Below are 19617 nucleotides of genomic sequence, written 5' to 3'. Positions count from 1 at the left end.
ACGGGGCGTCAGCGGAAGTCGCGGGAGCGGTGCGCGAGGCCGACCCGCAGGTCTTCGAATCCGTCCGCGACCAGGTTCGTGACGCCCTCCACCGATCGCTCCACGATCCCGCGCACGATCAGGGCGGGGGCATCCCGCACGATCCGCCGGTGCCGGGTCCACGCCCCCACCGAGCAGACCACGTTGACGATGCCGTGCTCGTCCTCGAGGTTCAGGAACGTGACCCCGGATGCCGTGGCCGGCCGCTGTCGGTGGGTGACCAGTCCCGCGACTTCGACGCGACGCCCCACCTCGTTCGTGCGCAAGCTCGTTCGAGGTGAGCACGCCTCGGGCATCGAGCCCGGCGCGGAAGTGGGTCATCGGGTGGTCGTCGGTGGAGACTCCGGTCGCCCACAGGTCCGCGGCCAGCCGCTCGTAGCTGCTCGGATCGGCGAACAGCGGCGGCTGCACCGACACCATCGAGTCCGGCAGGAACTCGGGTCGGTCGGCCGCCGCTGATCCGGCGAGCCAGATCGCCTCGCGCCGGCTCAGCCCGAGGCACTCGAACGCCCCGGCGGTGGCCAGCGCCTCCAGCTTGCGCCGCGGCCACCCCCACCCGGCGCACGAGGTCGCGCAGGTCGCGGTATCGGCCGTGCGCCTCGCGCTCGGCCACGATCCGGTCGGCCAGCGCGAGCCCGATCCCCTTGACCGCGGCCAGTCCCAGCCGCACCGCGAACGCTCCGTCCCGTCGGTGCGCGGCCGAGACGTCCGGCGCGGCCGGGTCGAAGTCGCCGACGGCCGGCTGGTGGCGGTCCAGGCACGCGTCGCTGCCGGTCACGGCCGGGCCGCCATACGGGGCTGCCCCTCGCCGCGCCCCTCCCCCTCGCCGCGACCCTCCGCGTCGCCTCGGCTCTCCGCGTCGCCTCGGCTCTGGCGGGTGCGCTCCATCCCCGGCACCGCCCCCGACCGGTGCAGGTCCGGGCGGAGCACCTCGACGCCGTGCCGACGCGCGTCGGCGGTGAGGGTGGCCGGCGAGTAGAACCCCATCGGCTGGGCCCGCAAGGCCCCGCCAGGAACGCCGCCGGATAGTGCAGCTTCAGCCACGACGAGGCGTAGACCAGCAGCGCGAACGACAGCGAGTGCGACTCGGCGAAGCCGAAGTTCGCGAACGCCTGGATCTTCTCGTAGATGGCGTCGGCATCGTCGCCGGTGAGCCCGTTGGCGGCCATCCCGTCGTACAGCTTCTGCTTGAGCGACTCGATCCGCTCCACCCCGCGCTTGGAGCCCATGGCGCGCCGCAGCAGGTCGGCGTCCTCCCCGTTCAGCCCGCCGACAGCCATGCCCATCTGCATCAGCTGCTCCTGGAACACCGGGATGCCCAGGGTCCGCTCCAGCACCGGCTCGAGCCGCGGATGCGCGTACGTGACCGGCTCCCGCCCCAGCTTGCGACGCACATACGGGTGCACCGCCCCGCCCTGGATGGGGCCCGGCCGGATCAGCGCGATCTCGATCACCAGGTCGTAGAACCGGCGCGGCTGCAGTCGCGGCAGCAGACCCATCTGCGCCCGGGACTCGACCTGGAACACCCCGATCGAGTCGGCCCGGCACAGCATGTCGTAGACCGCCGCCTCCTCCTTCGGGATGGTGGCCAGCTCCCAGTCCTCCCCGTCGAGCCGCGGATCAGATCGAAGCAGTACTGCAGGGCCGCCAGCATCCCCAGCCCCAGCAGGTCGAACTTGACCAGGCCCATCCAGCTCGCATCGTCCTTGTCCCACTGGATCACGGTGCGGTTCTCCATCCGGGCGTGCTCGATCGGCACGACCTCGCCCACCGGTCGATCGGTCAGGACCATGCCGCCGGAGTGGATGCCCAGGTGCCGCGGCGCCTTCAGCAGCTCTTCGGCGTACTCGATCACCTGATCCGGGATGTCGTGCCCGTCGCCGGTGGACAGGGAGGCGCCCCATCCTTCCACCTGCTTCGAGAACGCATCCTGCTGGCCCGGCGAATGGCCGAGCGCCCGGGCCATGTCGCGGATGGCGTTCTTCGGCCGGTACTGGATGACGTTCGCCACCTGCGCGGCGCGGTCCCGGCCGTAGGTGGCGTACACCCACTGGATGATCTCCTCACGCCGGTCCGAGTCGAAGTCGACGTCGATGTCGGGCTCCTCCTCGCGCAGGCTCGACAGGAACCGCTCGAACGGCAGCCCGTAGGCGATGGCGTCCACCGCGGTGATGTCCAGCAGATAGCAGATGGCGCTGTTGGCGGCCGAGCCCCGTCCCTGGCACAGGATGCCGCGGCGGCGCGCCTCCTGGACGATGCCGTGCACGATCAGGAAGTAGCCGGGGAAGTCCTTCTGCTCGATGACATCCAGCTCGTGGCCGATGCGCGCGCGGTCCTGCGGCTTCAGGTCGGGGTACCGGCGCGGCACCGCATCCCACACCAGCTGTCGCAGCCAGGACATCGGCGTGTGCCCCTCGGGGACGGGCAACTTCGGCAGCGCCGGTCGGGCCGCGCGCAGCGGGAAGGCCAGCTCGTCGGCCAGCGCGACCGTGCGGGCGACCGCGCCGGGGTAGCGCGCGAAGCGCCGCTGCATCTCGGCGCCGCTGCGCAGGTGCGCCCCGGCGTGCACCGGCAGCCAGCCGTCCAGCTCGTCCAGGCTCCGGTTCGCCCGCACCGCGGCCACCGCCGCCGCCAGCTGCCGCCGCCCGGGCGTCGCGTAGTGCACGTTGTTGGTCGCCACGGTCGGCAGGCCGCGGTCGGCGGCCAGCCCGGCGAGCACGTCGTTGACGGCCGAGTCCTGCGGGTCGCCGTGGTCGATGAGCTCGACGTGCACGGCATCCGCTCCGAACAGCGCCACCAGCTGGTCGAGCTCGGCGGCCGCGGCATCCGTCCCCCCGGTCAGCCCGCGGTCGGCGAGGGCGCGGCGCACCGCCCCCTTGCGGCAGCCGGTGAGGATGGCCCAGTGGCCGTCGGCCTGGGCGGCCAGCGCGTCCAGGTCGTAGAGCGGCCGGCCCTTCTCGGCGCCGCGCAGCTGCGCGTGCGTGATGGCCGCCGCGAGCCGGTGGTATCCCTCCTGCCCCCGGGCGAGGACGAGCAGGTGAGAGCCGGCCGGATCGGCTTCGCCCTTCTGGGGCTTGGGCAGCTGGAGCGACAGCTCGGCGCCGTACACGGTCTTCACCTGCCGCCCCTGCGCGGCCTCGGCGAAGCGCACGATGCCGTAGAAGCCGTCGTGGTCGGTGATCGCCAGGGCGTGCAGCCCGAGCCGCTCGGCCTCTTCCACCAGGTCTTCGGGCGAGGATGCCCCGTCCAGGAATGAGAACGAGCTGTGTGCGTGCAGCTCGGCGTACGGCACCGCGTCGGTTGGCCGCTCGATCGGCGCGGGCACGTACGGACCGCGCTTGTGCGACCACGCGGGGCTGTCGCCGCCGTCGGCGCCGGCGGGCACGTTCCGCGGGCGGCGGCGGTCGCTGAGCACCCGTTCGAGCTCGGACCACGGGATGGAGGGGTTGTCGAATCCCATCAGGACCTGACCTCAGTCATAGCGCGCCTCCGCCGCCCAGCGGCCGTCCTGACAGATCAGCAGCCAGGCGTTCTGCTCGGCGTCCACCACCTGGAACCGGTGCGCACGGCGGGCACGGGCGGCATCCCACCCCCGCTCGTCCACGGTCCACGGACCCGCCCAGGACACGATGGCGCGCCGCCGGCCGGCCTCGACCAGCTGCGCGGGCGCCGCACTGAGCGCGCCCCGCTCGTCCACCTCGACGCACACGCCCTCCGCGCCGGTCACGTCCACGGTCTGCGGGCGCGGGAACACGGTCGCCGGCGCCGGCGGGGGCAGGCTCCCCGGCCAGGGCCGTGAGCGCTCCGCCCCCACCATCGCGCGGTCGCCCCAGGGCACGAGCACCTGCCGCTCGGTCAGCCAGCGGCCGCCGCCGATCGCCGGGGTGAGCACGCCGCGGTGACCGAGCATGGCCTGCACCCGAGACAGCGCGTGATGCACCTTCTCTTCGGCGCCGGGGCCGAAGATGGCCGGCTGATGGGCGGATGCCGCATCCACCGCCGCCGGTTCGATCCGCACCTGCGCCACCCCGCCCCGCAGCACCCGGTTCTGCGCGGCTTCGGCCAGCTGCCAGCGCACCCGGTCGACGACCGCGGACGCATCGAACGATCCGGGTGCAAGCCACACCCGTTCGCTGCACTCGCCCCGCTCGGCCACCAGCCGGACCCGCAGCTCGGTGCACACCAGATCGTGCGCGCCCAGCCCCGAGATGAACTCGTCGGCGGCCACCCGCATCCCGAACGCGACCTGCTCGGCCAGCTCGAGCGGCGGTTCGAACAAGACCTCGCGATCCAGCTCCGGCGGCGGGGTGCGCGCGGTGATCGGCCGGGAGTCCGCCCCGGTGGCCAGAGCGTGCAGGCGCTGCCCGCGCGGCCCGAACCGGTCGCGGATGCGGGTGGGGTCCAGCTGCGCGAACGCGCCCAGAGTGTGGACGCCGAGCCGGCTCAGCAGGTGCGCGAGCTCGTCGTCGGCGAGCACCGTCACCGGCAGCGGGGCGAGGAAGGCCGCCGTCTCGTCGGTGGGCACCACCCGCACCGGCGCATCGGGACCGGTGGCCCGAGCCGCCTGTTCGGCGGTGAACGGGCCGTCGGCGACACCGGCGCGCACGCCCGGAAGGTCGTCCCCTTCGGCGAGCGCGTCGAGGATCTCGCACGCCGCCGCGCTCTCGCCGCCGTAGTAGCGGGCCGGTCCCCGGGCGCGCAGCGCGCACAGTCCCGGCCGGATGATCTGCACGCCCGGAGCGAGCTGCTCGATGCGGGACACGATCGGCGAGAACGCGCGCTGATCGCGTGCCGGATCGGCGGCGACGATCTGCGCGCGCGGGCAGCGCGCCTGCGCGTCGCGACGGCGCTGCCCCGTCGCACCCCCTCGGCGCGTGCTCGAGCCGAGCAGGCCACCACGGTGTTCGCGTGCACGATCACGACGGGTGCGGCATCCGCGGTCCGCTCGCGCTCGAGCGCGGTCACCGGCCAATCGGGGAACCACAGCACCAGGCTGCGGATCGGGCCGTCCATCTCACCCCACCGCCCTCATCGGCGCCCGGCGCTCGTCACCGGACCAGGCGCGCGACGCCGTGAGCGCGCCGGTATCGTCGGGCAGCAGCATCCGCGCCCGACGCGGGACCGCCCAGCGCCGGCTGGTCACGCTCACGGTGAGGGCGCGACGACGCAGATACCCGTGCCCGTCGCCGACACCGGACCATTCCGGCGCATCGACGTCGAGGGATGCCTCGGCGGTCGGCCACACCCCCTGCACGAGCAGGACCGTGCCCTTCTCGCGCAGCCGCGCGGACAGGCGGGCGATCTCGGCGTCCGAGGCCCGCCCCGCCGGGCGCACCGCCACCACCGGCAGCACGTCGGCGAGGGTCGCGGTCACCGCGATCCAGCGCGGACCCGGATCGGGGATCAGCACCAGCCGGGACAGCTCGACCCCCAGCTGCTCGGCGGCCTCGGCGCCCAGCTCGGGCAGCCCCACCGCACCGCACCAGGCACCGTCCTGCGAGGGGCGGGCCATCATCGCCAGCAGCGCGATGCCGAGGGGCCCACCGCATAGGCGGCGCCGGGGCGCAGCCCGCCCCGGGCAAGCTCGGCGAGGGCCGGCAGCGTCGGCAGCACGGGCGCGTCCAGCCGACGCCCCTGCATCTGCTCGAGCCGAGCGCGCAGACGCGAGACCTCTGGTGCCGCAGCCGATGCCGACATGATCGTCCTCACTTCTCCATGCTAGAACGCATGTTCTAGTACGTCAATCGCAAGAACGACGATAAACCTGCCTTCCGACAGTGAATCCCTTCCTATTCGCTTGCTATGTTCGACAGTCCCATAGCGCGAAAAGGGCAATCGAGGATGGGCAGAAGACCGCCGCCGAAGAGCTACTTCGCCTTCTGCTGCTCCTTCTTGCGGGCCGCCGCACGGGCGATCTCGGCGGCCGCCTGGAACGGCCGGCGCGGGTGGATGATCGCGGATGTCGAGGTGATGTCCCGTGGGGTGATCGAGTTGATCGCCCAGCCGAGAAAGAGGCGGATCTTTCGGGCGAGCGTGGGCATGGCCATGCCGTGATACGCGCGGTCGAATACCCAGGCGGGAAGGCCGTGCAGACGGATGCCCTTCACCACCGCCGCTCCTTGGCCCGGCCCGTAACTGGCCAGCGTGCCCAGCGACTCATGACGGTATTCGACCGGTTCGGCACCCCTGAGTGCACCCGCGATGTTCTTGGCCAGCAGCTTGGCCTGGCGCACCGCGTTCTGCGCGTTCGGCGGATAGTAGGCGGGCTGCTTCTGAGAGGTCAGATCAGGTATCTGAGCGTTGTCCCCGGCAGCCCACGCACCGGAAACGACGGACCCGTCGTCGCGAACGACCTGCATCCGCGCGTTCGCGACAACGTGCCCCTTGGGACCGCGCGGCAGGTTTGTGCCATCGAGCGCCGGGTTGGGGGTCACGCCAGCCGTCCAGACGATCGTGTCGGCGGGCATCCGCTCGCCATTGTCGAGAACGACGTCGCCGTTCTCGCACGAGACCATCGTGGTGCGCAGCACCTCGATGCCCCGCTCGTGCAGATGCTGCTGACTCCAGCGCCCCAGCTTCTCTCCGAGTTCGACGGCGATCTGGTCTGCCGCCTCCACCAGCACCCAGCGCGGTGAGAACCCGGACAGTTCTGGATAGCAGGGGAGGGTGTGAGCCGCGAGATCCTGCAGTTCGGTGATCGCCTCGACCCCGGTGTAGCCCCCGCCGACGAAAACGAACGTCAGCGCCTTCTCGCGCGCCTCGGCATCGCTCGTTGACGCCGCCCAGCGGATGCGGTCCAAGACGTGATTGCGCAGGTGAAGCGCCTCTTCGAGCGTGGCGAAGCCGATGCCCTGTTCCTCGAGGCCGGGAGTGGGAATCACGCGGGTGACGGCGCCGAGGGCCAGCACGACATGGTCGTAGTGCAGCTCGACCTCGGTGTCATCGAGTCGGTGCAGTGTCGCCGTTCGGCTGTCGCAGTCAAGCGACTCCAGCCGGCCGGCCACCGGGGAACTGCGCCGCAAGGCGCGCCGGAGTGGCACCGTGACGTTTCGCGGTTCGATCTCACCGCCCGCCACCTCTGGCAGCAGCGGCTTGTACGTCATGTACGGGTTCGGTTCGACGACGGTGATCCGAAGCTCACCGCGTCGAACGAGTGGTTCCAGACCCCATGCGGTGTACAGACCGACATATCCTCCGCCGAGAATCAGCACGTGCGGCGTCGTCACGATCGCCCCATCCTCTCTTACTCGAACTGCTCTTGTGCGAACCGCTCTTGTGCGAACCGCTCGGGCCGTCGAGCGTTCACAGGCCCACGCTTCCCTGCATGATGCCGCCGTCGACGACGACGCTCGTCGCGGTGATGTAGCTGCCGCGATCCGAAGCCAGGAAGACGACCGTTTCGGCGATCTGTGAAGGTTGCGCGACACGCCTCAGCGGGATCGAGTTCTTCAGCGTCTTCGACTTCTCGGGATCCTCGAGCGTCTCGTCGTTGATAGGCGTGTCAACGGCACCGGGGCAGACGTTCACCACGCGGATGCTGTGGGGGCCGAGTTCGACGCCTGCGGTTCGCGCGAGCATCCGTTCGCCGCCCTTCGAGACGCAGTAGGCGGTGTTGCCGGGCATCGGCCAGTCCTCGTGCACGGAGGAGATGTTGACAACGGTGCCCCCGTCGCCCTGTTCGATGAACTGCTTCGCCGCGAGCTGGGTGCCGAAGAACGCGCTCTTCAGGTTGATGGCGAGCACCTTGTCGTAGTCGGCTTCCGTGGTATCCAGCACGGACGTGCGGGTTTCGATGCCGGCGTTGTTGACGAGTACATCCAGTCGCCCGAAGGCGTCCACCGCCGTCTTCACCATGTTCTTCAGATCCTCGACCTTGCTCACGTCTGCTCGAACACTCACCGCCTGTCCGCCCGAGGACTCGATCTTCTCGATCAACGACTTCGTCTCATCGGGATGCGCGACGTAGTCGATCACGACCTTCGCACCCTCGCGGGCGGCAGCGAGCGCGATCGCCTCACCGATCCCGCTGTTCCCTCCGGTCACGACGACTGATTTTCCCTCGAGCAGCATGCCCCCACCTTTCACGGGTGTATCTCACCTCCATCCAAGCGCGTGCCGTCCCGCCTGCACAGTCCTTGCCGTATCGGGAGCAGCGCGGTATACGTGGCAGAGACCCGACAGACGCGAGGCAGACGATGGCGCACCTCCCGTTCCCTCTGGAGCGTTCAGCGACGAGACCGGAGAGTCACTTGTCCTTCACCGTGACGTGCGCACATTGCCGGGCGACGGCGTCGCCGGCCCGCAGTCCCTCTTCGAACGCCGCCACCGCGTTCAGTCCGGCCGTGTTCCGAGCCCCGCCGACGACGGTGTGCGGGATGCCGCGCAGAGCCAGCCGCTCCGCCAGCGGGGACCAGGAAGTCTGCCCCGCCGCGACGACGACGACGTCGGCCGCAATCAGCTCTTCGGCGCCGTCGACATCGATGCGCACCCCGTCGGGTCCGATGCCGCGATACGAGACGCCGGTGAGCGTGCGCACGCCGCGGCGGCGGATCGCCTGCACGGCCGCCCAGCGGGTGGTCACGCCCATCCCTGCGCCGATCGCACCGGACCGGCGCATGATCGTCACCTGTCGCCGCGGCGGCGGCAGCGTGCCGTCCTGCAGCCCGTGCTCGATGCGGAAGCGGTCCTGCTCCGCCGCGGCCCGACCGCCGGCATCCGGCTCCTCCCCCACGCCCACGCCCTCGCCCTCGCCCTCGACGAGCAGATGCGCCAGATCCACGGCGATCCCGCCCGCCCCGATCACCGCCACCCGCCCGCCCAGCTGCGGGGCCCGTGCGAACGCCTCGGCGTAGTCGATCACGTTCGCCCCGTCGCTGCCGGGCACCTCGACCTTTCGCGGCACGACGCCGGTGGCGACGATGACGTGCGCGAACCCGACGAGGTCGTCCGCGGTGGCGGCGTGGCCGGTGCGCACCTCGACCCCGAGGCGGTCCAGCACCCGTCGGAAGGACTGGGCGGTCGCCGCGAAGTCGTGCTTGCCGGGGACGGCGCCGGCCAGCAGGAACTGCCCGCCGATCGCCTCGGCCGCCTCGAACAGGGTGACCCGGGCGCCCGCGAACGCCGCCGCCCGAGCGGCCTCCATCCCGGCCGGGCCGCCGCCGACGACCGCGATGCGCGCGCCGGAGCCGCCGACCACCGGCACCAGCGGGAACTCGAGCTCGCGACCTGCACGGGGATTCACGGTGCACGAGACCGGCTCCAGCCCGAGCGACCGGTCGATGCAGGCCTCGTTGCAAGCCGATGCAGGGATTCACCGTGGATACGCGGCCGGCCAGCGACGCGGCCACGATCTGCGGGTCGGCCAGGAACGGCCGCGCCATCGACACCAGGTCGGCCTCACCGGCCGCCAGCACCCGCTCGGCCTGCGCCAGCGAGGTGATGCGATTGGACGCGATCACCGGCACGCGCGCCCCGGCGCTCGTCAACGCGCTCCGGATGTGCGCCGCCACGTCGACGAACGCGGCGTGCGGGACCATCGACTGCACCGTCGGGACACGGGCCTCATGCCAGCCGATGCCCACGTCGATGGCGTCCGCGCCCGCGCCGACCAGCGCGGCCGCCAGCGCATCGACCTCGTCCGGCGACGACGAGCCGGGGACCAGATCGGCACCCGAGACCCGCACGATCACCGGCGCGTCGCCGGCCGCCTCGCGCACCGCCCGGGTCACGGCCAGCGGGAACGCGCGCCGGCGCGCGGCATCCCCACCCCAGGCGTCGTCGCGCAGATTCGTGACGGGCGAGGCGAACTGGTTGAGCAGGTACCCCTCGGATGCCATCACCTCGACGCCGTCGAACCCGAGGTCGATCGCCACTGCGGCTGCGGACGCGAAGTCGGCGATGGTGGCGGCGATGCCGTCCTCGTCCAGTGCGACCGGCTCGGCCTGGGAGAACCGGCTGAACACCGCGGACGGCGCCACCGGCGTCAGCCCGAAGGCCGAGGGCAACGCGTACCGGCCCGCGTGGAACAGCTCCAGTGCGATGCGTCCGCCGGCCGCGTGCACCGCCTCGACCACGCCTCGCCAGGGCGCGGCGTGCGCGGGCTCGTTGATCAGCGTGTAGCCGGCGCTGCCGGCGCCGACCCGGCTGACGGCGGCGCCGCCGGTGATGATGAGGGCCGCGCCCCCGCGGGCCCGCTCCGCATAGAACGCGGCCAGGGCCGCGGCATCCCCGGTCTCACGGTTCAGGTGCATCGACCCCATCACCACCCGATGCGGGCAGCATCAGCGTGCCCAGTCGCACCGGCGTCTGCACCGTCGGATATCGCGCTGTCGGTTCTGGCGATGGCGGATGCTGTGCCGTCGACACCGACTACTCCCGGGTCGGCCGCGGCGGCAAGCCCCAGCGGGTGGGTCGTGTCGTGCCAGTACGGGGGTGCGGCCACCGTCATCCCGCCATCCACGACGATCGTGTGGCCGGTGATGTAGCCGGCCCGCTCCGAGAGCAGGAAGTCGATCGCGTCCGCCATGTCGGCCACGGTGCCCGGCCGCCCCAGCGGGATCGCGTCGATCACGCTCTGCATCGGGGCCATCCCCGGCATCGAGTAGAAGTAGTCGAGCGAGTCCGATTCGATCAGTCCGCCGTTGACCCCGTTCACGGTGATGCCGTAGCCGGCGAACTCCACGGCCATGAACCGGATGAACGACTCCACCGCCGCCTTGTACGAGCCCAGGGCCGCATAGGTCGCGAAGGCCCGGACGCTGCCGTAGCTGGAGACGGCGACGATGCGGCCGCCGCGGTCCATGAGCTTGACCGCCTCCTGCGCGCCGAGCACGAACGGGCGCACGTTCATCGCGTACGAGCGGTCCAGGTGGTGCGTCTTCAGGTCGACGATCCGCTTGAAGGCGGCCGCCGCGGCGTTGTTGACGAAGAAGTCGAGACGCCCGTACTCGGATGCCACGGCGTCGAACAGTCGGACGATGTCGTCCGGGCTCTCCATGTCGGCCTGCACCGCGATGCCGTCGCCGCCGCGTCGGCGCGCCTCGGCCACCACCTCGTCGGCCAGGTCGGCGTTCGTGCGGTAGTTCACCACCACGGTGGCGCCCTTGGCCGCCAGCTCCAGGGCCAGCGTGCGTCCGATGCCGCGGGATGCGCCGGTGATCAGCGCGATCTTCTCGGCGTACTCGCCCTGGTCGTCGTCGGGGATCTCGGCAGGGGTCGGGGTGGTCATGCGGTCTCCTTCTTCCCTGCCCGGGCGAACACGTCGCGGGCCACGACGGTCTTCTGGATCTCGTTCGTGCCCTCTTCGAACCGCTGTGCGCGGGCGTCCCGGTAGACGCGCTCGATCGTGGAGGTCTTCCAGTAGCCGATCCCGCCGTGCACCTGCAGCGCCTTGTCGGTGACCCGCGTGAGCATGTCCACCGCGGTCATCTTCGCCATCGACGACAGCGCGGGCGCCTCGGGCGCATCCCGCTCCCATTCGCGGGCCGCGTGCAGCGTGAGCCTGCTTGGCGGCCTGGATGTCGGCCTCGTTCTCGGCGATCATGAACGAGATCGCCTGCCGAGCGGCGATCGGCTTGCCGAACGTGACCCGCGAGGACGCGTAGTCGACGGCGAGCTCCTGAGCCCGTGCGGCCAGCCCGACGCAAGCTCATCGCCACCGAGATCCGGCTCGGGGTGAGGAACCCGCCCAGCGCGATCTTCAGGCCGTCGCCCTCGTCGCCCAGCCGCTGCGCCACCGGCACCGGGGTGTCCACGAACGTGAGCGTCGCATGGTCCGTGCCGTGCACGCCCATCGTGTGCGAGGTGTCCTCGACGTCCGCCCCGGGGGCGTGCCGGTCCACCAGCAGCGCGACCACCCCGTCCTTGCCGGCCGTGCCCTCCAGCCGCGCGAACAGCAGCCAGTAGTCGCAGGTGACGCCGAACGTGATCAGATGCTTGCGCCCGTTCAGCAGGTACATGTCGCCCTCGCGGCGCACGGTGCAGGTGAGGTCGGCACCGCTGCCGTTGTCGGGCTCGGTGAGCGTGAAGGCGACCAGGGTGTCGCCGGCGACCATCGGCCGCACGAACCGCTCGCGCTGCTCGTCGGTGACATGCGGGTTTATCGCCCGCCACGTGCCGTTCAGCACGTGCACCAGCATCCGGATCGACGCGTGCGAACGGGAGAAGACCTCCATCAGCCCCATCCACTGGCTGAACGCGAGGCCGCGGCCGCCCAGTTCGACCGGTGCGGCCATGCTCAGGTAGCCGCGCGACTTCAGCTCGCCGAACAGCTCCGGCGACACCGTCCCGGTCTGCTCGATCCGCTCGGCCCAGCGCTCGCCGGGTCCGCGCACCCACTGCGTCACCTCCGCGAGGAGCGCGTCGTACTCAGGCTGTCCTATTCGGCTTCCGCGTCCGTCGAGCGTGATCGGGCTGCTGGTCATCGAGGATGTCCTCCTTGTCGGGGTGGGGTACGGCCGCCAGCCGCTGGGGCTTCAGTGTCGCCGCCTGCTCGCGCAGCAGGAACTTCTGCACCTTGCCGACGGTGTTGCGCGGCAGCGCGTCGACGATCTCGAGGCGCTCCGGCCAGTAGCTCTTGGCGACGCGGCAGTCGTCGAGGTACTTCTGCAGCTGTGCGAACGTCAGGCTCGCTCCGGGGCGAGCACTGCGAATGCGCAGGCCCGCTCGCCCAGGCGCGGGTCGGGCATCGCCACGATCGCGACATCCTCCACTGCGGGATGCCGATACAGCAGCTTGCCTCGATCTCCGAGACCGGCACCTTCTCGCCGCCGCGGTTGATGACGTCGCGGACGCGGCCGGTGATGCGCAGATAGCCGTCGTCGTCGAGGGTGGCCAGGTCGCCTGTGCGATACCACCCGTCCGCAGTGAACGCCTCGGCGCTCAGATCGGGCCGCTCCAGGTAGCCGTCGAACACCGTGGGACCGGTCAGCTCGAAGTTGCCCTCCTGCCCGGCCGCGACCGGGTGACCGTCGTCGTCCACGATCCGCAGCGACACCCCGTGCAGCGCCTTGCCGTCCGTCCCCCACGCCTTCGCGGCCGGGTCGGACGGACTGGCCAGTGCGGCCAGGCCGGTCTCGGTCGTGCCGAACGCCCCGCAGACGGTCGCGCCCAGCACGCGCGTCGCGCGCTCGGCGAGTGCGCGGGGCACGGCGGCGCCGGTGGCCACGAACACGCGCAGGGCGTGCGGCACCTCGGCGCCGGCCTCGACCTCGCGGACGAGGTCGGTGAGGAACGGCGTGGCGGCCTGCACGAACGTGCCCTCCCACTCGTTCAGCACCTCGAGGGCCCGCGTCGCGTTCCAGGTGCGCTGCACGATCTCGGGCACGCCCAGCACCCAGGACAGCCACATCCCGTACAGGAACCCGGTCTGATGCGCGAGCGGCGAGGGCACGTAGACGGTGTCGGTCGAGTTCAGCGGCAGCTGCCTCGATCTCCATCCACGCCGCCCGGCTGAGGCTCTCGTGCCGGTGGATAACGCCCTTGGGCTCGCCCGAGGTCCCGGACGTGAACAGCAGCTGCGCGGGATCCTGCGGCCGGGGGGTCCGGGCGTCCAGCGCCGCGCGATCCACGTGCACCCACGCGGATGCGCGGTGCCAGGCGTGCCACGCCACGCCCGGATTGGCGCACTCGGGCAGGATGTGCGCGACGCCCGGCGTCAGATGCATGACCAGCACGGTCTGCAGAGCCAGTTCGGCGGCGTCCGGACCGTCCAGGATCTCGGCGATCTCGCGGTCGTGCTGACGGCCGCGGAAGTTGTCGGCGACGACCAGGAGCTTCGCCCGCGACCGCTTCAGCGCCACGGCCACCTCGCGCTCGCGGAAGATCGGCATGATCGGGCAGATCACGGCGCCGATGCGCGCCGCGGCGGCGGCGATCACCACGAACCCGCTGCAGTTGGGCAGCTGGACGGCCACCCGGTCGCCGGCCTCGATCCCGAACTCCAGCGAGCGTGGCGGCCTTGTCGACGGCGTGGTCCAGCTCGTCCCAGGTCATCCGGGTCGTGCGGTCGGGTGCGGCATCCACCACCGCCAGCCCGTGCGGACGCTCGGCGGCCCACCGGCGGATCCACTCCGCCCCGGTGACCTGGCCGGCTGCCTCCACCGTGCCCTCCCGCGGCAGGCGTCGGGCGGTCGGCTTCGCCGGGCCGCGCTCCACCTGCATGTCCACGTGCAGCTCCTCCATCGCGTCGAGGAACTGCGGGTACGAGATCCGGTACGCATGCGGGAAGGTGAGGGTGGAACGACCGGATGCCGCACCCGCCGCGACCGCCAGCGACATCAGCACCCGGTGGTCGTTGAACGAGGAGAGGTGCGCGCCGTGCAGGCCGGCGACCCCCGGATCCGCAGGTCCGTGCCGTCGAAGTCGAGGTCGGCGCCCATCTCGTTCAGCTCGAGCATCGAGGTGACCCGGTCGGACTCCTTCAGCCGCACGTGCTCGACGTTGCGGAACACGCTCTCGCCGTCGGCGAACGCCGCCATCGCGGACAGCACCGGGAGCATGTCGGGCACCGCCCGGCAGTCCACCTCGGTCGCGCGCAGCCGCAGTCCGTCGTGCTGCACCCGGACCCCGCCGGCCGCGGCATCCACCACCATCGGCAGCCCCATGTCCCGGGCGATCCCGAGGAATTCGGCCTCCGGGTGGTCGACCTCGGCCGGGTCGATGCTGTGCAGCCCGGTCAGCAGCACGTCGGCCGGCCGGATGCCGGCCACGGCCAGCCCGAACGCCGCCGAGCCGATGTCCGGCGGCAGCTGCAGGTCGGCGGGGCGCGGGGTCTGGTTCGGCGCGATGTCGAAGCGGCGACCATCCGCCGAGACGGCGACCTGAAGGCCGAACTGGGCCATCATCCGGATCGTGAGGTCGACGTAGCTGCGCTCGTTGAAGGGGCCGTCCACGATGACGGTGGTGTGCGCGGCGGCGAACGGCGCGATCAGCAGCAGCGCCGAGATCCACTGCGAGAGGGTGCCGGCGATGTGCACGACGCCCCCGGTCGGACGGCCGTGCCCGACGCGGATGGGCGGACAGTCCGTGGGCGAGGAGACATCCACCCCCACCTCGCGCAGCGCGCGCAGCAAGGGCCCGATCGGACGGCGCTCGAAATACTTCTGGCCGGTCACCACGACGTCGCGATCGGCGAGCGCGGCAAGACCGACCATGAAGTACAGCGTCGTGCCCGAGCTGCCCACGGTGATCCGTTCGCGTCGCGGCCGGTACGGACCGCCGTGCACGATGAACGTGTCGCCGTCGATCTCGACCTCGATGCCGAGGGCCCGCAGCGCGCCGACCGTGTACTGCACGTGTCGGGCGTCGCTGAGCCCGGTGATGCGACTCGTGCCCGGGGCCAGCGAGGCCAGGATGAGCGCACGGTGCGCGTGGTACTTCGAATTCGGCACCTGCACGCTTCCGTGCACGCGCTCCGCGCTTCCCGCCACCGCCAGATGCATGTCGACCTCCTTGCCCGAGTGCAGGCCCCGACCACGACATGCAGGCATGCGTGTCGAAGGCCTGCCAGAGGCGAACATACTCCTCTGGCGCCGCGCGTGCAGATCCTCGACAGCGCGTGCGGGTCCGATCCGGTCAGGCGGCGAGAGCCAGGTACGGCTCCCAGCGCGGATCGGCGCGGTCGATGCCGCGCACGGTCCAGTGCGCCCCGCGGGGCGGGCGGGGGATCACCCGCAGCTGCCAGGACATCTCCTGGGGTGTGCGGTCGCCCTTCGTGTTGTTGCAGCGCTGGCAGCAGGCCACGAGGTTCTCCCATGAGTCCGCTCCCCCGCGCGAGCGGGGCTGCACGTGGTCGATGGTGGCGGCATGGCCGCCGCAGTAGGCGCAAGCGGAAGCCGTCCCGCCGCAGCACCCCACGGCGGGTCACCGGCACGCGACGCGTGTTCGGCAGGTGCACGTACCGGGCGAGGATGATCACCGCGGGTCTGTCGTACGATCCGCGTGCGGCCAGGACCGGCTCACCCTCGACATGCTCGATGATGGTCGCCTTCTCGTTCATCACCAGGACCAGAGCCCGGCGGAACGAGACCACGGCCAGCGGTTCATATCCTGCGTTCAGCACCAGTGTGCGCATCTGCCATCCTCACGAACAGTCCGAGACGGCTTCCCGGACGATCGACACGAGGACGCACAACGTCGCGCAGGGCATGAAAAAGGCGCCGCCCGGCGGGCGACGCCACGGACGCGCGCAGGGTGCGGCATCCGTGCTCATGATGCCGAAGGACGAGCAGGCCGAGCGCATCCATGGTGCGGATGTGTGGTGTGCTGCCCATCGGCTTCCCTTCGCTCGGTTGAGCGTCCGGGATCAGATTAGCCCCAACGCGCGGGACCGCGCCGCGCGAGGGTGCGTGTCGGACGGATGCCGTCAGCCGGCGTTCGCGCGCAAGCCAGGCCAGCGGATCCACGTGCGAACCGTTGAGCATGACCTCGAAGTGCAGGTGGTTCGCGGTGGAGCGGCCGGTGCTGCCCACCAGGCCGATGACCTGACCGACCGACACCTTCTGGCCGTGCACGACCTGACGGCTGCCGTAGCGCATGTGCCCGTAGAGCGTGGTGACCTTGGTGCCGTTGATGACGGTGTCGATCGTGACGGCCACGCCGTAGCCGTAGTAGCCCTCGCTGGACACGTTCACGGTGCCGGAGGTCGCGGCGAAGATCGGGGTGCCCCCGTTGGTGAGCAGGTCCACGCCCTGGTGCTCGCCGCCGCGGGCGCCGAAGCCCTCGCCGATGTGGTTGATCTTGGCCAGCGGCCAGCGGATCGCGCCGCTGCCGGGGCCCTTCATGTTCAGATCGACCTTCACGGACGAGTAGCTGACCGCTGCCGCCGCGGCGGCAGGCCGCCTGGCGGGCACGGGCGGCCGCGGCCTCCTGCGCCTTCTTCTTCGAGATCTCGCCGGCGGTGGTCGCGGAATAGCGCTGCGGCTGAGGTCGGCCGGCTGCTCGTCCGAGGCGACGACGACGGACTGCGCGTCGTCCGCGGCGACCTGCTGGATCGTCCGCGTCTCGGGCGTCGAGTTCGCCGCGGCGAAGGCCGGGACGGCGGCGGTGCCCACCAGTGCGGCGATCACGCCGACGACGGCGAGGCGGCGTGCCGGGGACCGACGCCGCGCGGCGGCCGTGCGCGGAGCCGATGCGGGGCCGGTCGGTGCGGGACTGGACTGTGCCGGGGTAGATAGTGCCGGGGTGGATGGTGCCGTCGACCTTCGGGCGACCGGACCGGTGGCGGCGGCTCGCAGCCCTCGGCGAGTGGGTACGGGCGCGGCCCGGGTATCGGTCGCGTCGTGCTGTTCGGCCAAACTGTCCTCCACAGCCTCCGCACCCGGTTCGGGATCGGGCACCGGCTCGTCGGATGCTACGCAGGCACAGGTGTCGGGACACGCGGTGCGATGACCCGCCAGGACGACGAGCCGATGAGGCGATCCTGGCGGTATCCGTCGGCGGGCTTCTCGCCTATGGACTTTTCGAGGTTACCCGAAGGTAACGAATATGTCACGCCCCCGTGCCGGCCGCGCTGCGGCGAGTTCAGCCCTCGTCCACCAGGAAGATGTGCGAAGCGACCTCGACGGGAAGCTCCAGGCCCTCGTCGCTGCCGTCCATCTGCACCAGCACGTAGCCCTCGCTGTAGCGGTAGTCGCCGGTCGCACCGGGAAGGACGCCGGCGCCGCGCAGCTGTTCCAGCAGCTCCGGGTCGACCTGGGCGGGCTCGGCGAGCCGGCGCACCGTCCCGCGGATCGGGCCGCCCGCGGCATCCAATCGGCGCACGAGTCCCACCACGCCCTGCTCGAACTGCATCGAGGCGGTGCCGCCCAGCTGGTCCAGGCCGGGGATCGGGTTGCCGTAGGGCGATTCGGTGGGGTGTCCGAGCAGTTCGACGAGGCGCCGCTCGACCTGCTCGCTCATCACGTGCTCCCAGCGGCAGGCCTCTTCGTGGACGTAGGCCCAGTCCAGCCCGATCACGTCCGAGAGCAGACGCTCGGCGAGGCGGTGCTTGCGCATGACGTCGACGGCCTTGTGCCGGCCGGCATCCGTCAGTTCCAGACGCCGGTCGTCCGAGACCACGACCAGCCCGTCGCGCTCCATGCGGCCCACGGTCTGCGACACCGTCGGCCCGGAGTGGCCGAGCCGCTCGGAGATGCGTGCGCGCAGCGGGACGATGTTCTCCTCCTCGAGTTCGAGGATCGTCCGCAGGTACATCTCGGTGGTGTCGATCAGGTCAACCATGGTTCGTTCTCCGCGTCAGCCGTGTCGGTCCAGCCTAGTCGGCGCACCACCGGGCGACGGCGGCGCAACCGGGCGTCATCCGCTCGGGGCCGGGCACGCGGCCCGCCTAGAATCGGGGGCATGACCCACGTTGCGCTGCCCGCGAGATCCTGCCCGTCGACGGTCGATTCGGCTGCGGTCCGTCGAAGGTCCGTGCCGAGCAGATCCAGGCGCTGGCCGGCCCGGGAGCGACGATCCTGGGCACCAGCCATCGGCAGGCGCCGGTGAAAAACCTGGTCGGCAGCGTGCGCTCGGGGCTCGCCGAGCTGTTCCGCCTGCCGGAGGGCTACGAGATCATCCTCGCCAACGGCGGCTCGACCGCGTTCTGGGATGCCGCCGCGTTCGGCCTGATCGAGAACCGCGCGCAGAATCTGCAGTTCGGCGAGTTCGGCGGCAAGTTCGCCAAGGCCGCCGCCGCCCCGTGGCTGCAGGCGCCGGATGTGCGCACCGCCGAGCCGGGCACCCGGGCGCGGTTCGAGCCGGTCGCCGGTGTCGACGTGTACGGCGGACCGCACAACGAGACCTCCACGGGTGTGGTCGCCCCGATCGAGCGCGTGCACGGCGACGACGGCGCGCTGACCGTCATCGACGCGACCAGTGCGGCCGGCGGCATCGACGTCGACGTGACGCAGACCGACGTGTACTACTTCGCACCGCAGAAGAACTTCGCCTCCGACGGCGGCCTGTGGTTCGCGGCGGTCTCGCCGGCGGCGGTCGAGCGGATCGAGCGGATCGCGGCATCCGACCGCTACATCCCCGCGTTCCTCGACCTGAAGACGGCCGTCGAGCAGTCGCGCCTGAACCAGACCCTGAACACCCCCGCCCTGTCGACGCTGCCTGATGGACGCGCAGATCCGCTGGATCAACGGCCACGGCGGCCTCGCCTGGGCCGGCGCGCGCACGAAGGAGTCCTCGGACATCCTGTACGGCTGGGCCGAGGCATCCTCGTACGCCACCCCGTTCGCCGCCGACCCGGCCGACCGGTCCCCCGTGGTGGTCACGATCGACTTCGACGCGTCGGTGGATGCCGCGGCCGTGGCCGCGTCGCTGCGGTCGAACGGCATCGTCGACACCGAGCCGTACCGCAAGCTGGGCCGCAACCAGCTTGCGCATCGCGACGTTCGTGGCGATCGAGCCCGACGACGTGCGCCAGCTCGTCCGCTGCATCGACTACACGGTCGAGCACCTCTGAGCCCGATGGATGCGGCCGCCCGGCCGCCGAGGGCACTCATCGGGCGCCGAGGCGGCTTCATCGGTCGCCGATGCACGCGAATCGCGCACTTCGTGCACAACCGCGTCAGCTGAGCACGACAGGCTGCC

Annotated in this window: 10 protein-coding genes and 9 pseudogenes; 1 reads left to right on the top strand and 18 read right to left on the bottom strand. The window is 71.4% G+C overall.

The genetic code is table 11. From position 1 onward, the window contains the following. Positions 1-8: 8 nt before the first annotated feature. The 18 genes and pseudogenes from L2X98_RS16010 to L2X98_RS15935 form a co-directional block, all read right to left on the bottom strand. A pseudogene (locus tag L2X98_RS16010) lies at positions 9-3499 on the bottom strand (error-prone DNA polymerase). Between the two features lie 12 nt (positions 3500-3511). Further along, the gene (locus L2X98_RS16005; protein WP_354002831.1) at positions 3512-5011 is read right to left on the bottom strand and encodes a DNA polymerase Y family protein; all 1500 of its coding nucleotides are present in this window, start codon (positions 5009-5011) and stop codon (positions 3512-3514) included. A 42-nt stretch (positions 5012-5053) separates the two neighbouring features. Then, positions 5054-5554 (bottom strand): DnaE2-dependent mutagenesis accessory factor ImuA', encoded by a 501-nt coding sequence (gene imuA' / locus L2X98_RS16000; RefSeq protein ID WP_259611567.1) that lies wholly within the window; start codon positions 5552-5554, stop codon positions 5054-5056. Further along, the gene (locus L2X98_RS15995; RefSeq protein WP_259611566.1) at positions 5551-5748 is read right to left on the bottom strand and encodes a hypothetical protein; all 198 of its coding nucleotides are present in this window, start codon (positions 5746-5748) and stop codon (positions 5551-5553) included. Before L2X98_RS15995 ends, imuA' begins: the two co-directional genes overlap by 4 nt. Positions 5749-5906: 158 nt before the next feature. Next, positions 5907-7265 carry an NAD(P)/FAD-dependent oxidoreductase gene (locus L2X98_RS15990; RefSeq protein WP_259611565.1) on the bottom strand — a complete coding sequence of 453 codons (1359 nt, stop codon included), beginning with the start codon at positions 7263-7265 and terminating at the stop codon, positions 5907-5909. A gap of 76 nt (positions 7266-7341) precedes the next feature. Then, positions 7342-8109, bottom strand: coding sequence for an SDR family NAD(P)-dependent oxidoreductase (locus L2X98_RS15985; RefSeq protein ID WP_259611564.1), 768 nt, complete (start codon positions 8107-8109; stop codon positions 7342-7344). Between the two features lie 175 nt (positions 8110-8284). After that, entirely contained in the window at positions 8285-9280 is a 996-nt protein-coding gene (locus L2X98_RS15980; protein ID WP_259611563.1) for an FAD-dependent oxidoreductase, read from the bottom strand. Between the two features lie 163 nt (positions 9281-9443). After that, positions 9444-10289: pseudogene (locus L2X98_RS21770) on the bottom strand (oxidoreductase); the annotation flags it as partial. An 8-nt stretch (positions 10290-10297) separates the two neighbouring features. Then, positions 10298-11266 (bottom strand): SDR family oxidoreductase, encoded by a 969-nt coding sequence (locus L2X98_RS15970; RefSeq protein WP_259613359.1) that lies wholly within the window; start codon positions 11264-11266, stop codon positions 10298-10300. Next, positions 11263-11674 (bottom strand): annotated as a pseudogene (locus L2X98_RS15965) (acyl-CoA dehydrogenase family protein). The gene L2X98_RS15970 and the pseudogene L2X98_RS15965 overlap by 4 nt, the downstream one beginning before the upstream one ends. Positions 11675-11798: 124 nt before the next feature. After that, positions 11799-12461 (bottom strand): annotated as a pseudogene (locus L2X98_RS15960) (acyl-CoA dehydrogenase family protein); the annotation flags it as partial. Positions 12462-12659: 198 nt separating this feature from the next. After that, positions 12660-12725 (bottom strand): hypothetical protein, encoded by a 66-nt coding sequence (locus tag L2X98_RS21765; RefSeq protein ID WP_354003077.1) that lies wholly within the window; start codon positions 12723-12725, stop codon positions 12660-12662. A 269-nt stretch (positions 12726-12994) separates the two neighbouring features. Continuing rightward, positions 12995-13429 (bottom strand): annotated as a pseudogene (locus L2X98_RS21760) (AMP-binding protein); the annotation flags it as partial. A gap of 100 nt (positions 13430-13529) precedes the next feature. Continuing rightward, a pseudogene (locus L2X98_RS21755) lies at positions 13530-13919 on the bottom strand (AMP-binding protein); the annotation flags it as partial. Between the two features lie 358 nt (positions 13920-14277). Beyond that, a pseudogene (locus tag L2X98_RS21750) lies at positions 14278-15479 on the bottom strand (3-phosphoshikimate 1-carboxyvinyltransferase); the annotation flags it as partial. Positions 15480-15612: 133 nt separating this feature from the next. Then, positions 15613-16111: pseudogene (locus L2X98_RS15945) on the bottom strand (HNH endonuclease). Further along, a complete protein-coding gene (locus L2X98_RS15940) occupies positions 16080-17105 on the bottom strand; it encodes a M23 family metallopeptidase (protein WP_259611560.1) in 1026 nt (341 codons plus the stop codon). Before L2X98_RS15940 ends, L2X98_RS15945 begins: the two are co-directional and overlap by 32 nt. Before the next feature lie 454 nt (positions 17106-17559). Further along, positions 17560-18258, bottom strand: a complete 699-nt coding sequence (locus L2X98_RS15935) for an iron-dependent transcriptional repressor DtxR (RefSeq protein ID WP_259611559.1) — start codon at positions 18256-18258, stop codon at positions 17560-17562. Positions 18259-18404: 146 nt separating this feature from the next. Between L2X98_RS15935 and serC the strand changes: the two are divergent. Further along, a pseudogene (gene serC / locus L2X98_RS15930) lies at positions 18405-19489 on the top strand (phosphoserine transaminase). The last annotated feature ends 128 nt before the right edge of the window (positions 19490-19617 follow it).

Source organism: Microbacterium elymi, assembly GCF_021582895.2.
Lineage (GTDB): Bacteria > Actinomycetota > Actinomycetes > Actinomycetales > Microbacteriaceae > Microbacterium > Microbacterium humicola.
Note: the sequence above shows the minus strand (reverse complement) of the source record. Positions and strands in the feature narration are given on the sequence as shown.

What these genes read in the sequence shown, in the direction of transcription:
- imuA' (WP_259611567.1), bottom strand. Translation starts at nt 5,554, where the DNA reads ATGATGGCCCGCCCCTCGCAGGACGGTGCCTGGTGCGGTGCGGTGGGG.
- L2X98_RS15985 (WP_259611564.1), bottom strand. Translation starts at nt 8,109, where the DNA reads ATGCTGCTCGAGGGAAAATCAGTCGTCGTGACCGGAGGGAACAGCGGG.
- L2X98_RS15970 (WP_259613359.1), bottom strand. Translation starts at nt 11,266, where the DNA reads ATGACCACCCCGACCCCTGCCGAGATCCCCGACGACGACCAGGGCGAG.
- L2X98_RS15935 (WP_259611559.1), bottom strand. Translation starts at nt 18,258, where the DNA reads ATGGTTGACCTGATCGACACCACCGAGATGTACCTGCGGACGATCCTC.